This window comes from Paenibacillus psychroresistens, assembly GCF_009728935.1.
Taxonomy (GTDB): Bacteria; Bacillota; Bacilli; order Paenibacillales; family NBRC-103111; genus Paenibacillus_AC; species Paenibacillus_AC psychroresistens.
In genome coordinates this window covers 1,076,292-1,091,301 of sequence record NZ_CP034235.1, presented here as the reverse complement: position 1 = coordinate 1,091,301, position 15,010 = coordinate 1,076,292, and the positions used below count along the sequence as shown (strand labels likewise).

11 protein-coding genes are annotated in these 15,010 nt (G+C 43.0%); 2 read left to right on the top strand and 9 right to left on the bottom strand.

Annotation, left to right across the window (positions count from 1 at the left end):
* Together EHS13_RS05060 and EHS13_RS05055 are read left to right on the top strand one after the other, a co-directional pair.
* On the top strand, positions 1-666 hold the full coding sequence (locus EHS13_RS05060; RefSeq protein WP_155699318.1) for a GNAT family N-acetyltransferase: 666 nt from the start codon (positions 1-3) through the stop codon (positions 664-666).
* Positions 667-683: 17 nt separating this feature from the next.
* Positions 684-1,355 carry a GNAT family N-acetyltransferase gene (locus tag EHS13_RS05055; RefSeq protein ID WP_155699317.1) on the top strand — a complete coding sequence of 224 codons (672 nt, stop codon included), beginning with the start codon at positions 684-686 and terminating at the stop codon, positions 1,353-1,355.
* On the opposite strand, the gene EHS13_RS05050 is transcribed toward EHS13_RS05055, so the two are convergent.
* From EHS13_RS05050 to EHS13_RS05010, 9 genes are all read right to left on the bottom strand, one after another.
* Positions 1,348-2,253 carry a DMT family transporter gene (locus EHS13_RS05050; protein WP_227013790.1) on the bottom strand — a complete coding sequence of 302 codons (906 nt, stop codon included), beginning with the start codon at positions 2,251-2,253 and terminating at the stop codon, positions 1,348-1,350. The genes EHS13_RS05055 and EHS13_RS05050 overlap by 8 nt on opposite strands.
* A 105-nt stretch (positions 2,254-2,358) precedes the next feature.
* On the bottom strand, positions 2,359-3,750 hold the full coding sequence (locus EHS13_RS05045) for an ADP-ribosylglycohydrolase family protein (protein ID WP_155705221.1): 1,392 nt from the start codon (positions 3,748-3,750) through the stop codon (positions 2,359-2,361).
* A gap of 82 nt (positions 3,751-3,832) precedes the next feature.
* Positions 3,833-4,687, bottom strand: coding sequence for an AraC family transcriptional regulator (locus tag EHS13_RS05040; protein WP_155699316.1), 855 nt, complete (start codon positions 4,685-4,687; stop codon positions 3,833-3,835).
* A gap of 131 nt (positions 4,688-4,818) precedes the next feature.
* The gene (locus tag EHS13_RS05035) at positions 4,819-8,157 is read right to left on the bottom strand and encodes a DUF5695 domain-containing protein (protein ID WP_227013992.1); all 3,339 of its coding nucleotides are present in this window, start codon (positions 8,155-8,157) and stop codon (positions 4,819-4,821) included.
* A gap of 286 nt (positions 8,158-8,443) precedes the next feature.
* Positions 8,444-10,402, bottom strand: a complete 1,959-nt coding sequence (locus tag EHS13_RS05030) for a glycoside hydrolase family 127 protein (RefSeq protein ID WP_155699314.1) — start codon at positions 10,400-10,402, stop codon at positions 8,444-8,446.
* A gap of 168 nt (positions 10,403-10,570) precedes the next feature.
* Positions 10,571-11,440, bottom strand: a complete 870-nt coding sequence (locus EHS13_RS05025; protein WP_155699313.1) for a carbohydrate ABC transporter permease — start codon at positions 11,438-11,440, stop codon at positions 10,571-10,573.
* Complete coding sequence (locus tag EHS13_RS05020; RefSeq protein WP_155699312.1) at positions 11,437-12,354, bottom strand: carbohydrate ABC transporter permease; 918 nt, start codon at positions 12,352-12,354, stop codon at positions 11,437-11,439. The genes EHS13_RS05025 and EHS13_RS05020 overlap by 4 nt, the downstream gene beginning before the upstream one ends.
* A 73-nt stretch (positions 12,355-12,427) precedes the next feature.
* Positions 12,428-13,888, bottom strand: coding sequence for an ABC transporter substrate-binding protein (locus EHS13_RS05015; protein ID WP_227013789.1), 1,461 nt, complete (start codon positions 13,886-13,888; stop codon positions 12,428-12,430).
* 231 nt (positions 13,889-14,119) lie between these two features.
* Positions 14,120-15,010 (bottom strand): helix-turn-helix transcriptional regulator, encoded by an 891-nt coding sequence (locus tag EHS13_RS05010; RefSeq protein WP_155699311.1) that lies wholly within the window; start codon positions 15,008-15,010, stop codon positions 14,120-14,122.

Below are 15,010 nucleotides of genomic sequence, written 5' to 3'. Positions count from 1 at the left end.
TTGTATTACAAAAAGCTCTTTGTTATAGATGGCACTCAGCCTATTCCTGTAGTCATCCGTAATTATCACGAAAATGACTTTGCTGCTTTAATTGAGATTCAGAGGCTGAGTTTTCCACCTCCATTCCCAGATGAGCTTCTATGGAATAGAGATCAGCTATCCAATCACGTTATGCTCTTCCCTGAAGGTGCTTTATGCTTAGAAATTGAAGGTACAATTGTCGGATCGATGACAGCTTTACAAATCGACTATGACCCAACAAGCTCGGATCATTCTTGGGATGAAATTACCGATAATGGCTATATTCGCAATCACAATCCGCTCGGAAACGCCTTATATGTAGTCGATATTAGTATTCTGCCCGCTTATCGCAAATTAGGCTTAGGCCTATGGCTGATGTTTGCGATGTACCAGCTTGTCATTTATAAAAACCTCGATCGCTTGCTAGGTGGAGGGAGAATGCCTGGTTATCATAAAAAAGCGTCCGAGCTATCTGCCGAGCAATATCTGGAGGAAGTTATGAAAGGCAAGCTAGTTGACCCGGTTATTACCTTTTTGCTACGATGTGGACGTACACCCGTCAAGGTTATTGCTAATTATTTAGAAGACGAGCAGTCGTGTGACAATGCTGTACTTATGGAATGGACCAATCCTTTTAAAACCTAGCATGGGAGCTGAATAGAATGGATTACAAACGAATAATAAGCATCGAGGATCCTTTATTTAAAAAGCTTTATCAATTGATGCAAGATGTGTTTCCAGCTGAAGAGGTGTTGGCCTTCGACCTGTGGAGAGAGCCATTGGAAGACCCCGGCATTCGTGTTTTCGTTGCTGTAGCGGATGGAAATGTGGTTGGTGCAACGGAGTATCGCTACTATGAGGATTACAATGTGGCTGTCACTGACTTTACGATCATTGGCAAGCCTGGCTTGGGAATTGGGCGTTTCTTATATCAGAAGAGACTTGAAGATTTACTAGGATTAGCTGCGGCAAGCAATCAATCCCTTTACGGGATGTTTGCAGAAATTTACGATCCTTATCGGATTGAGCATCATACTTTTGGTGGAATTAAGCCAATGGATCCTTTCGTTCGTCGTGAGGTTTTATCCCATCAAGGCTATAAGCGTTTGGACTTCACTTATGTTCATCCTTCGTGGATTAATGATGGCGAAGCCGTTGAAGCGCTTGATTTCTGCTTTCTTCCGTTTGATGATAGCATACGGCAGATCAGCTCAGACTTAATTGTGCGTTTTCTGAAGCGCTACTATGCCGTGCTCGACAAAAAGCCCCAATCATGGAATCAAATGATTGAGACTCTGGGAACTAAAGATAGCGTTGATTTATTGCCTATTTAAACAACCGAATTCTTGGAAGCTGCGGTAAAAGCATGCCTAGCAGCATTAATAAACAGCCCGTAAGGCTTCGTGAGCTTAAATGCTCATGAAGCAGAAGGTAGCCACCCAGTGCAGCAAAAACAGCCTCCATACTAAAGATAATCGCCGCTTTTGCTGGCTGGGCATTCTTCTGCCCGATAATTTGCAAGGTGTAGGCCACACCCGCTGAGAGAATACCGCCATATAGAATTGGAATTATCACTTGGTTAATGGTGCTCCAAGCAATAACTTCTGTACATACAGCAACACCCAAACTAAAAACGGAGCATGTAATCATTTGCACAAGTGAAAGCTTTAGTACATCTACTTTTCGCGAATAGTTATCGATCATCAAGATATGCACCGACCAGAAGAGAGCCCCGATTAATTCCAACAAGTCACCTTGCGAAATTGTAAGTCGATTCGTAATACTCAGAAAATATAACCCGATTGCGGCGAGAAATGCACCTAATCCCATATTTAAGTTAAGTCGTTGTTTAAGGAATAATCCCAGCAAAGGAACAATTACAATGTATAACCCCGTTATAAACGCCGCTTTCCCAGCCGTCGTGTAAATTAAGCCTACTTGCTGTAGCGATGAGCCTGCAAAAAGAATCAGCCCCACTTTAAAGCCTGCTGACCTAACCTTCTTCCATTCATTTTTATTTATTTGAGCATCCTTATTAGCAGACGACCGCCTACTGAAAAAATAGATCATCGGAAGCAAGGAAAGCGCTCCTAAGGCAAACCGCAAGCCGTTGAAGGTATATGGACCGATATGCTCCATACTCGTTTTCTGTGCCACAAAGGCAAATCCCCAGATACCAGCAGCAAGCAAAAGCAGCAGGTTCGCTCTAAATTGTTGTTTATCTTTCATCATGCCAGCTAACCCCCACTTGATCTATCCAAAATTGCGACCTTGCTATTATACAGCTAGCTCGGCATATTGGAAAGAACGCGGGTCTGTAGAGGTTAATTTCCTCTGTTAATTCCTGCTTAGATCAGACATTTTCTTAAACACCTCATAGCTCCGTTTAGCACAATCCGAGATCGCAATCGGATGGAATCCATTTACCTCAGCGTATAAAGTATCATGAAGCGGCTCCGTCCAATGCGCTGGAAGTGCTGCAGCCCCAAGCTTTGCACCCATAATCGAGCCAACAGTTGCCCCGTTGCAGTCTGTATCCCAGCCGCCTAATACAGCAGTCGTAATCGCCAGCTCAAAATCATCCTTAGCAAAGATCAAAGCAGCTGCAACAAGCGCTGCATTATTATTGGTATGAACACAATTATATTGCTTGAATGCCTCCCAGATCTGATCGACCAAATCAAGCTGATTTGTTGCATTACGCGCTATGTCTACTGCTTTTCGGACATCATGAGCCAACCGACTATCCTGTGGGATTTCACTAAGTCCAATTTCGACAATGCGCTCGTTATCGGTTTCAATAAAAGCCGCTGCAATCATCGCCGCAACAAACATTTCTCCATAAATCCCGTTCTTCACATGGGAGAAAGACGCGTCGCGCCAAGCTAACTCAGCTGCCAATTCTGGATTTCCTGCTGCCCCATAGGCAAAGCCATCCGCTCTGATCTGGGCACCAATCCATTCCCGATAAGGATTTAACCATGTGCGCACCCAATTTGCTTTTAGTGGCCAGTTATCTGGCTTGCTCCAATCCATATGAGAGGTTACTTGAGCAAAATTCAAATAAGCTTGGGTCTCTGCGGTACACACCTGCTGGTAGCTTAGATGTCTATGCCACAGCTTGCCGATATCCCACGAGTCAAACTCCAAACCTTTTTCCTCCAAAAGAATCAATCCCAATACGGTATAACGGATATCATCGTCCGATTCCATGAATTGAATATTCTCTTTCCAGCTTTTCTTGCACCAATCATTAACAGCTAAGCCATATTCCTCGGACGCCCTTGATGTGCCAGGCGTATACCCTCTAATCGGCCAAGCATCTGCTCCTTTAAACCATAGCTCAACATTCTTCCAGCCGGGTCGTCCATCACTCCCAGACATATAAGCACCTTGCTCAAGCGGCTTACCTAATGCACATCCTATACTTCGGCCAAGCCAGGCTCCGTCAAATTGATTTAGCCATTCACTTTCTGATTTAACTTTTGTTAATTGTCTAGGGCCTTCAGGCCGCAACGCGCGAATGCCAGGCAAATCAGATGGCTCGATAAAAGGGAAGTCAGCTTTAACCTCAAGCCCCATTAACTGATGATAGACCTCCATCAGCTTCGCCTCATCCTCACCTGCATTTAACCACTTCGCTTCAAAACCAGTTACATCACAGCCTTCTTCACTCCGCTGTATGATCTCCATATCCACAAGTACCTTTAATTGTTCCCAGCCCGCCACAGTTATTCCACCTTTATTGGATGATTTTATATCATCATAATGGATTACCCCGATGCTATCCTCCCATTTTCTTGTAAAATTCTCAAAACAATTGCCTAATGCCAAATTGCTTGCGATACTCCTGCGGTGACATTCCAGCAGCCAAACCAAATGTTCTATAGAAGGAAGCCAAGCTTTGAAAGCCGCTGGAAAAACAAATATCCGCAATACTATCTTGATTAGTGACAAGCTGTTTCTTGGCCTCACTGATACGCAGCTGCATAATGTAATTTAAAAAGCTGGTCCCTGTATGTTCCTTGAATAATTTGCTAGTCCGAGCAACACTCCAACCGAGATGAACAGCGGCATCGTTAAGCTGAATCGGCTCCTGAAACCGTTCCTTCGCAAACATCATCAATTCTTTGATTTCACGCTGTGAATGGGTCATTTTCAACCATTGCACGTTGCTAAAGGCATTCATATAATGACGAAGCAGCAGCACACCTAGCTCGAGCAATTTGCAGCGGGTAACAATAATATAGGCTTCCGCTTTGTTGTTTAACTCTTCGTAGATTTGTTGAATTAAAGCTCCTAATTCCACGGCAAGCGATGTTCCCGCAGCAATATGATTCTCGAACCGTTCCGAACGGTAAGCAAATGGCAGCAACAACTTCTCATCCGCTTCAAGGAATATACTCGGCTCAAAATTAAGAAAGATATATTGGCTAGGCTCTCGCTCAGCAGATTGTGCTATATGTAATTCCGTGTTATTTACGATAAATATATCGCCTTTACTCACATCATAATTCTTATTCTCAAAAATAAACTTCCCTTTACCTGAAAAGCAATAACCAATCTCCAAGCTGGAATGAAAATGAAGCGGCTGCTGATAGGGCTTAGGACTCCAAAGATAGGCGTTAATCGGAATTTGATTGTCATACTTGATTTCCTGCTTCATCCTGTTCTCAGTCCTTCGATTTAGGCTTAGGTTCATTATAAATGAGATTAAGATGATTGAGAACCAGGAACCCCCCTAAACAAAAAAGCCAACGGAAGAGCCCGCTGACTTTTTGCTTAAACTTCTAATAATTAAGATCCATTAACCTTCCAAGATTCAACTCCTGATGAGAATGTCGCAGCCGCTGTAATATTCAAACGAATCTTGTTCGTCGATACTGCAGTAAAGGTTGTCGTATTGTATTGATTAGCTAGCTTCCCAAGTCCAGACGGACTTCCGACATTCACCCAAGCTGTACTATTCCAGTATTGAATCGTATAGGAGGCTGGCAAATCAATTCCATCATTATCATCAAACCAATAAACATTGGTACTCGAGATCGTATAATTTTGGCTAAAATCATACTGAATCCATTGAGTAGTGCCAGGATTATTCCAGTTACCATAAACAGGATGCCCACGATCATTGGAGCTGGTTGGCGTATAGCCGTCATTTAATCCAGCTAAGCTTTCCCATGTTGAAACAAATGACGTTGTAGCCGTACCGAGTGGAGCAATATTCGTTACAGTACCCGCTGCATTAACTGTTTTCGTTACGGTACTTGTTGAAGTCAATGTCCCATCGCTAGCTGTTAGCTTAAAGACATAGGTTCCAGCGACCGTTACAGTCGCAGTAGTACTCAATGAGGTTGCACTTGCAATAGCTGCTGTCCCAGGTCCGCTTTGCAGGCTCCAAGTTTTTGTAAGCGTAGAACCTGTAGGTAAGCCATCATCCGTTGCCGTACCTGACAAAGTTACAGCTGCCGGTAAAGTGGATGTACTAGCGGATCCAGCACTTACAACTGGCGCTTGGTTAACAGGTGTGCCTGTTTGCAATTTAATATCATAAGTGGCTGCTGTTCCAATACTAAGATTAACAACAGTTGCTGTGCCACTCACTGCGTTAACAGATCCTGCCACTACATTGTTAACTAGAATGTTATAGCTGCCTGCTGCAAGTCCAGTAAACGTAACTTTTGTAGTATGAGCTGTTGATGTTGTCAGGTTCTTCAATGTGAAATTCACATAGTTTTTAGCTGTTGCTACAGTCGCTGTTGTATATTGATCTTTTTCAAGCTCCATTCCGAGCTTTTGTGTGATCAAGTTAAGTCGCTTGAAGATACCATCTTTAGGAACGATAACATAGTTCGCACCACTTTGAGTTACATCAGCGCCATATCCGAATAATCCAAAGATAGGATCAACTGCAACATCGGCACTAAGAATTTTAATAGCTCCGAACAAGCCTAAATCTGCTTCACCTGACATTCCTCTCCAACCGTTGAATAGAGGTCCGCCATCTAAGCCTTGAGCACCTTGATTTCCTTTTTCAGCTTGATAGGTCCAGGAAACTGCCCCAATGTCTGCTGCGTCAGAACTAATTTGCCCTGAGTTAATCGCACCAATATTGGCGATTTTTGCCGCATAAGACATTCGTTGCTCTACTTCAGGTGTAGTGGAATGATTTCTAACCCAATCATCCATTGCATAACCTGCCAATGAGGTGGTGTACTGGAAGTTCCACCAGTTTTCGCCTGTAATCGTCACTGGGTCTGCATAAAAATACCAGATCGGCATTTGTCCGCGAGTTGCTCTAGTCTTGGTATTAATTTTACTCTTGATCGTTGTGTTGTTTTTCATTTTTGCCAGTGTATATACGGATTCCTCACCCGTATTATCGTAATTGTATTCCGATCCGTATGGATAGGTGGTTCCTGAGAAATTGTTATATTTGGTATTCATTTTGGCTATAAGGTCATTCGCCTGTGTTGTATACCCTTCATCCTGCAAGGCTTTAATAATATCTGGTGTCGTTAGCTCACCCATTAAACCTGTATTCCAGTTATAAGACACTGGACCATCATACAAGGCCTTAAATATATTATAAGCTCTCAGCAAATAAGTGTTTTTCGGATTAAGATACGTAACAAGAGATGGGTACAGCTTAGCAATTTTATACATACTGAAATACGTATTATAAATGTGTGGATAAGCATATCCACGGTATGTTGGGGTTGTGTTAGGCTCCGGCATTAAGAAATCCGGAATAAGATAATCGGTATGATGATTAGCCATAAGCCGGCCCCAAATCGCCGTTTCCAGATATTGGTCTACTGCTATTACTTCGGAAGCAACAGGAGTCAACGCATTCTTTTCTGCGAGGAATTGACCGTGAGTATAACCCCAATCATCTCCCCAGCCCCAGTATCCAGCAAACGAATTTCTTTTTGCATTATTTTGCATCATATAATCGTCGAAAACTTTGTCCTTAATATTACCAGGCACATTCCATTGAGTACTGTTTACCATAAAGGTGGAATGTCTTTGTAAAGCATCTGCAACTGGTTCAATAGCATAGAACTGTAGGACCGTCTTTTCGCCAGTTCCGTAATTCACTGTAATGTTGTTAGGACCTAAATGACCGAGCTGAAGATCATAAATCTTATGATCGGTTGCCACTGTGTTCACAAACGCAATTGTTGTTTCTGAAGGATATTGAGCTACAACGGATGTAATCGTTTTTGAAGTGTGCAAATCAATCTTAGCTTTCATATTCGTCGCAAACATCATGCCTGGAACTGCCGTAACATCGACAAGTCCTTCGCTATAAAGCCGATCCTTCAAAGCAGCATCTGTAGATGCTTTAAAGAATTTAAACGAATAGGTTTTGCTTTGATTAGGCGTAAGCACCAAGCTTGTGTTTGGCAAATAGCCTCTGTTCGTGCTTTTGATCACATTAGAATGAATATAGAAGACATTTAATCCCTCAGCCCATCCACCTTGATCTTGAGCCCACATGCTGCCAGCATGCTCTTGAGTTCTCCAATGATCCATGTATTCAAAACCAGCACCTGTGGTTGCATCAGGAACCATTAGTAAATTGCCGCCAATACCACTCGGTCTGCCTGCTGTAATGTAAGAGCTATTATTCCCTATAAAAGAATGACTGACAACTCTTGTTTCATAGATTTCTTCGTTGCCGCCCCCTGACCAAAACTCATTAAATGGCAAAGGCAGACCAATATCACCAAACTCAATATTCTGTGTGCTGGTATTTGTTAAATTGATTGACCAGAGGAGATAATCATTGACTAAAGAATAAGTTTCAATGACCTTGAAGTTTTTAACCCCCTGAGCATCTGTAGCATTCTGATAAGTCACGGTTACTGCGTTGCCGGTTTGGCTTTGTGTTCTGCCATTAGCCGATTTGTTAGTCAGCGCCGTCGTCCAAGCTCCGGTTCCTAGCTTATAGGTAAACATAAGCTCACCTAGCCATTGATGATCTGTTGTATTCTGATTAGGTGCATTCGTCGCATTCATTACATAATTGGTACTAAAGGAGTCGCCAACTACTTTTAACGAGGTTATTTCACCATTTGTGCCCGTTTCAACATTAAAGTTACTATTGGATAAAGTATACGCAAATGCCATCTTCGGTAATAGCAGTGATAATACCACAGCAAAAACGAGTACCAATACCGTTAACAACAGCTTTCCAGCCGATTGTTTAAGCTTTTTCGGGTACAGCAAAAACGATTGATTCAACATCACTTCAACCTCCAACGTTTATTCAGTTATGGTTCTCTCCGTCACATCCTACTCTATTACTTTTAGTGCCTCCTTCCTGATTTGTACAAAGCCAATCTCACAAAATTCTCACCTCCTCATTAGTTTATAAATCTATTATTATTCACCCCAGAAGGGGTAAGAATAACCCCTAGCTATCCTTAATCCATACTGTCATTTCGCCAATCCCCCTATTTGCCCAAGCAAAGTAGGGAATAAATCTAATTGCGGTATGCTTGGTTTGCCATTCTGCATCATGTCGGTATAATTGTTCATCCCATTCGTCCGTGGATAATCTAGAAGCCCCAGCCAGAATAACATTTATTCCCCCAAGCAATAAGGGATCATAGATAACTTTCAAGCTGCTTTCCTTGGACAATATTAGTTGATATAAATTAGGACCATTATCCACCTCTTCCAAACAATAAACGTAAGGGCCGCGTTGCAAAGCTACTTTCCCTGAGGTATGGCGAATAAGTGGATTACCTTTCATCCGTAAAATCGGCATCGAGAATACAATTTCTACCTGATCTCCCGTTTGCCAAATTCGTTTAATCCTTACATAGCCATCGACGATAAGATCTGGTCCAATCACGAATGGGATGCCATTTACAGCAAATGCTGCTTGATCACTCCAATCTGGCACGCGCAGTGCCAATGTGAAATCTGCTGGTGAATCTGCAGTTATAGTAAATTTCACTTTGCCATTAGATGTATACTCCGAATGCTGTTCAAGCTTCACATTGTGGCCAGATAGATCCCATTCAGAAACACCGCCAATGTATAAATGTGTAAATAGCGTATTATCTTTCAGGGTATAAATATACTGACCTAGGGAAGCTAGCAATCTAGCGATATTAGGTGGACAGCAGGCGCAGCCGAACCAGCCCTGACGCTCTGATTTAACATGCTCGAAATTCTTATTCTTTCGATTGGAAATCGGATAGACCTCAAGAGGGTTCACATAGAAAAAATGTTTGCCATCACGAGACATTCCACTGACTACTGTATTGTATAAAGCACGCTCCATTACATCTGCATACTCACTTTTTGGCTCAATTTGCAGCATACGCTGAGCAAAGAAGATCAATCCAATTGAAGCACAGGTTTCCGCATATATCGAATCGTTAGGCAAATCATAATCGCTTGTAAAGGATTCGCCATGAGCCATCGAGCCAATTCCACCTGTAATATACATGCGCTTAGTTACAATATTATGCCAGAGCTTACGACAAGCCTCCAACAGATCAGCATCTCCTGTTTCAACTGCAACATCTGCCATACCGGTGCACATATATACAACACGAACGGCATGCCCTTCGGCTGTTTGTTGCTCTCGTACAGGTAGATGTGATTGACTATATGGATGGTCCTGGATTATCGAAATGCTGGGAAAATGCGTAACCCGCCCGCGTTCCTCCCATTCCTGTTCATAGAAATGTGGCTGCTGCCCGCGTTGATCAAGGAAAAATTTACTCAAGTTCAAATACTTAGCTTCACCCGTTGCATGATAAAGCTTAACAAGTGCTAATTCTATTTCTTGGTGTCCATCATAACGATGAAGCTGATCAGGCCCTTCGCCAAATACAGTATCCATATAATCAGCAAAACGAGTCACAACATCAAGCAGCTTGCGTTTCCCAGTTGCCCTGTAATAAGCAACTCCCGCTTCAATCATATGTCCTGCACAATATAGCTCATGGCATTCAGCCAGATTAGTCCATTTCTTTCCTGGTTCTTTTAAGGTGAAATAGGTATTCAGATAGCCGTCCTTTTGCTGTGCCTTGGCAATTGTATCAATGACACCATCTGCGACAGCTTCAAGCTCCGCGTCGGGCTGTGTTTCTAACAAATAGCCTACCGCTTCTAACCATTTGGCTACGTCACTGTCCTGAAAAACCATGCCATAGAATTCACCTTGCTCTTCTCCAGCAGCTATTCTGAAGTTCCGAATAGCATGGCTTGGCTCCGCTCCTTCTACGCGATCATTCAAGGCTTCCCATTGATAAGGTACAATAACTTCCCTCACAAGACGGATATACTCGGACCAAAAGTCATCTTCGATGTTGAAATTAGTTAGTGATAACGTTTGTAGATCGTTGCTTTTCAATCCGCTCTCCCCCTAGTAGCACTTACTATATGATGAAATATCTAGATTACTTTTTTGAAAGCGCTATTATTCCTAGTATAGTTCACTGATGCTTTTGTAGCATTTCCTTTCCCAACTACTTTTTGCATGATTACAACCTTATCATCCCTAGGTGTCTGGACATGCGGACTAATTTTTTATTCCGGTCATTGTGATTCCTTCTACAAAATACTTTTGACCAATCAGGTAGAAAATGACCCCTGGAGCAAAGGACATGCACGTGGCTGCCATCGTCATCGACCAATCTGACTTTAATTGACCTTTAAAATTGGTTAGACCCAACGCTATAGTGAATTTATCACTGGAATTAATGTAAATCATTTGTTGCAGCAAATCGTTCCAAAGGCCAATGAAGATAAACAATGCGACGACGATCATAGCGGGCTTGATCACCGGGACAATAATGTTGAATAAGATGCGGAAGTATCCGGCACCGTCGATCGTTGCCGCTTGGTCGAGTTCTCTCGGTATGGAGATAATAAACTGTCGGATTAAAAAGATATTAAAAGCGCCACCACCGCAGAAATAAGGCAGAATCAATGGCAAATAGCTGTCATGGAGCCCCACACCCCGCGTCCATCCAATGTACAGAGGAATAAGGGTAACCATCGTAGGTAAGAGCATAGAGCCGACACATAAGGTCCAGATCAACTGTTTCCCCCGAAACCGCAGCCTTGCAAAGGCATATCCGCATAAGGTGGCCGTTAATGTGCCCCCCAAACAGGCAGGAACGATAATCAGCATCGTATTCCATAGATATTTCCAAAACTTGAATACCTCCAATGTTTTTTCATAGTTGGAAAACAGCCAATTTGGCGGAAATAGGGATGGCGGAAATTTGTAGATCTCTGGATTCGTCATCAAAGATGTGCGGAATATCCACCAAATCGGAAAGAGTACAAGAAAAGCAATAAATATAACGGCGACAAGCGTTATAATGTTCATCGTTTGAATATAGCGTTTCTTGCTCTTAAGCTTGCCATTTGCAAATTCGTTCATTTATCATCGCCTCCTTCAGAAAAGATCCACCGATGTGACGTCTTGAACAAAACACCAGTAAAGACGGCAAGAATAGCGAAAATAATAAAGGTCGTAGCACAGGCATAGCCTAGTTTGTAATTTACAAAAGCCTGATCATACATCAGATAAGTCATGAACCGGGAGGAATTGCCCGGACCGCCATTGGTCAGTGAAAGGGCTGGCGTAATGACTTGGAGATTGGCGATTAGACTCAGCAACAAGTTGTAAAAGATGATCGGTGTCATGCAAGGCAAGGTGATATGCTTAAAGCGATTCCATGCGCTCGCGCCATCCATTTCAGCTGCTTCATGATAGACGGTCGGAACGTTCTGAAGCCCTGCCAAAAAAATAACTATCAAGTTCCCCGAAAGCCAGACAGCAATTAATGAAAGAGAAGGGACTACATAACTGGAATCTGCGATAAACAGAATTTTGTCAAATCCCATTTCGGAGAGCAGATAGTTGAAGAAACCAAAATTCGCCTCGTAAAGCCAGGACCATCCTACGTATATGGCGGCAGCTGGCAGTACAAACGGTACATAGAACACAGCTCTGAAAAAACCTCTTGCCGGAATTTTACGGTTCAATAGCATCGCGATGAAAAGCGAATATATCATGCTTCCAGCTACAGACAAAATGGCGAAGTAGATCGTTGCTATAATTGAATCTTTTAAATAAGGATCTGTGGTAAATAGCTCTATATAATTATGGAAGCCAATGAATTCAGGGGTTTTTAATCCTGTCCAATTCGTCATACTGATTCCCAGTACCCCTAGAAGAGGCAGATATGTCAGGAAGATCAGTCCAAGCAATGCCGGAATCAAGCATATATAAGCAACGCTTGTCTCCTGAAAGCGGGTGCGGCGTTGCGGTCGTTTATTAAATGTTTCCATATCTCGCTCCCCTACTCATGTTTGAAGGATGACCGCCACTTGTGAGAACTTGGCGGTCATCCTTCCTAATCCGTTATTTGGCGCCTTTATTGGCTGCTTTCAATGCATCAAGATTTTTGGAAATGGCGTCCTTAGCTGTTTTCTTTCCGGTCCAAACATCCCCGAGAGTCGATGTCAGCAAGGTGTTAAAGTCCGTCGTATGATTCGTAAAGAACCAAGAAGCGGGTCTCGCGGCTGAAGATTGTGCATAATCAACTACAGCGGACTTGTATTCGTCATACGGAGGGAAGTTCGGATTGTCGACCCATTTATGGGTTAAAGTTTCATCCGTATACCACTTTTGCAGCGTTGGCATCCAAATGCCTGATGAGATGAGTCCCCAGTTGTTTTCTTCGGCACTGTACCATTTGAGCCATTCCATAGCTTCTTTCGGATGCTTGGTCTGGGAGAATACGACATTGGCACCGCCCGTGTTGAGGGTAACCTTTTCCTTCATGTAAGGTAATACGGCTACGCCATATTTCAGCCCTGCTTCTTTGGCCTTATTCAAGCTAGTTCCTACGTTCCACTGGCCGTTCGTGGCCATGGCAACCGTCCCTGCAATTATAGTACGCGAAATGCCATCATCGGTCTGACCGACGGACAACGGGGCAACATGATCTTTCAAGTACAGATCCGCGACTTTCTGAATCGCTTCGATACTGGCGTCTTCCCCGACTCTCACTTCTGTACCTTCGTTGTTATAGAAACCGCCGCCATTGCTAAGCGCATAGGCTTCCAACTGCCATGCCAGATTTTCCACGGATGCGCCATACTGAACGATGCTCTGCGATTTAAAGCCAGCCTCGTCAGGATGTTTGCCATTCTTGTCGACCGTCAGCTTCTTGGCCGTTGCTACGAATTCGTCCCATGTCCATGCTTTATCCAGTGCGGATGGAGGATAAGCTACTTTCGCTTTGTCGAACATGTCTTTGTTGTAATAAAGCAGAAGGATTTCATTGGCACCAGCATAGGCTACGGTTTTGCCTTGATATTTGTAAGCCAAGCTATCCAACGGCTTGCTGTCACTTCCCTCGTACATGGCACTTACATCATTCAGCATCCCATCGGTGGACCACTGGATGACGGCATCCTCTTTTAAAATCGCCGTATCCGGCAATTGCCCTGCCGTTGCCATTGTATTCAATTTGGTCATGTAGCTTTCCCAAGGAATCGCTTCCACTTTTACTTCAATATGGTCTTGGGATGCATTAAATTTGTCAGCCGCTGCTTGGGTTGCGTTTCCTTCTTCCGCGCTTCCCCACATCGAATAGGTAATCTTGACCTTCTCCGCCTTAGGAGCTTCCGTCTCCGGCGCCTTTGTAGCCTCTGGAGCTGGTGATGCTGTTGCCTCGACCTTCGCGCTTTCAACTGGTGCTTTTGTCTCGGTCGCAGCGCTTTCAGCTGGTGTTTTCGTTGAGCTACAACCTACAATTAACACCAAGGCTAACGTTGACAAAATGCTTGTTTTCATAAACTTTTTAATAGATCTCACTTAAACCCCTCCATATTTTTTAATTTCAAATTGCTTAATCGATTAATGCAAGAGAGCAATCAACACTTTAAATAAATGGTTTTATCGATTATTGAAAACTGCTTCCTCCCTCATCTGTATTATCCAAATTAAATTAACTTTTGAAAGCGCTCTTATTCCTAGTATAGATCATGATCGTTTATCGGGCATTTCCATTTCCAACTACTTTTTGTATAATTACAACCTTATCAATCATAGGTGCCTGATATATTTTTTGCGATAATTAAGAGGGGAGATAGCTTCATTGCGGGAGAAACAAACAGAGAAATATGAAATTTGATTGTAGCCCACTTCCTCGGCAATACGTGAGACGGACCATTCTGTTTTGATCAGCAGCTTCTTAGCTTGATCTAGCCTATATTGATTCAAATACTCCATTGGTGTTAATCCGTAGACCTTCTGCATGCACCTTGCCAAGTAATTTGGGTGGAAGTTAAACTCCTGCTGCAGCTGTTTATTGGTAAGGGGAAGCTGATAATTCAACCGGATATATGCCTCAACCTTCTCTGCGACCTTAATGGCTGTAAAATCCTGAATGATCGTAAGCTGCCGATCCATATGTTGTAGAAAAAGCTGGAAAACACTTTGTTGGGTCCATGTGGAAAGCGTGCGAGGTTCTTTCTCTAGCTGCATAAGCTGTTCGATACACTCCAACGCCTTGGGAGGTATTCGAAAATGCTTAGGAATTGTAATCGTGCTGGCGTGATTATGGATTAAATAAGTGATTTTCTCATGCTTGCTGCGCAAATGCTGGAGATCATCCATACATGCATCCATACTGCTATATTCTCCCCAAGCTCCAAAGATATTAAAATGCACCCACATCATTTCAGTTGCTTCTGTACATGGTGCGCTGGTGTAATGATAGAGATCAGGTCGGATAATTATCGCTTCTCCTGCATGTAGAGCCCACTTACTCTCTCCTTCTCCCATAAATAAAGTTCCTTTATTGACGACAATTAGATCAAATACGCCTAAATTGCGACGATTGTCATGCCCCTCTCCAATGGCGTAAGCTGATCTGCCACAATCAATATAGTAAGGAATAGGCGGAGTAATAAAATTAAGGATAGGTGATTGCAC

Coding starts and splice junctions, on each gene's coding strand:
- EHS13_RS05055 (WP_155699317.1), top strand. CDS start 684: ATGGATTACAAACGAATAATAAGCATCGAGGATCCTTTATTTAAAAAG.
- EHS13_RS05050 (WP_227013790.1), bottom strand. CDS start 2,253: ATGATGAAAGATAAACAACAATTTAGAGCGAACCTGCTGCTTTTGCTT.
- EHS13_RS05040 (WP_155699316.1), bottom strand. CDS start 4,687: ATGAAGCAGGAAATCAAGTATGACAATCAAATTCCGATTAACGCCTAT.
- EHS13_RS05035 (WP_227013992.1), bottom strand. CDS start 8,157: ATGGCATTTGCGTATACTTTATCCAATAGTAACTTTAATGTTGAAACG.
- EHS13_RS05025 (WP_155699313.1), bottom strand. CDS start 11,440: ATGAACGAATTTGCAAATGGCAAGCTTAAGAGCAAGAAACGCTATATT.
- EHS13_RS05020 (WP_155699312.1), bottom strand. CDS start 12,354: ATGGAAACATTTAATAAACGACCGCAACGCCGCACCCGCTTTCAGGAG.